The organism is Nonomuraea sp. LPB2021202275-12-8 (assembly GCF_037044575.1).
GTDB lineage: Bacteria > Actinomycetota > Actinomycetes > Streptosporangiales > Streptosporangiaceae > Nonomuraea.
In genome coordinates this window covers 1-303 of record NZ_JBAHWD010000187.1, presented here as the reverse complement: position 1 = coordinate 303, position 303 = coordinate 1, and the positions used below count along the sequence as shown (strand labels likewise).

At 70.6% G+C, this 303-nt stretch carries 1 protein-coding gene; it reads right to left on the bottom strand.

Going from position 1 to position 303, the window contains the following annotated elements; genetic code table 11:
* Positions 1 to 266 (bottom strand): ATP-binding cassette domain-containing protein (locus V5E28_RS49315; RefSeq protein ID WP_336217233.1); only part of this gene is annotated, 266 nt, incomplete at its 3' end.
* Positions 267 to 303: the final 37 nt, after the last annotated feature.

Below are 303 nucleotides of genomic sequence, written 5' to 3'. Positions count from 1 at the left end.
GCGTAGACGGGGGTGTCCTGGGCGACGAACCCGACCCTGGCCAGCTGCGCGGGCGTGCCCCCGGGCCGCCCGCCGAGCACGGTGATGCCGCCCGCCGTCGGTTCCAGCTGGCCGCCGGCCAGCTTCAGCAACGTCGTCTTGCCGGCTCCGTTGGGGCCCACCAACCCCACGACGTGGCCCGCCGGGATGTCGATGGTGCACTCGCGCAGCGCCCAGCGCTTGCCGTATTTCCTGCCCAGCGCCTGGGCTTGTAGGACAGCAGTCACGCTATGTCCTCCTGAGAGGTGATCCGAAAGGTGGACA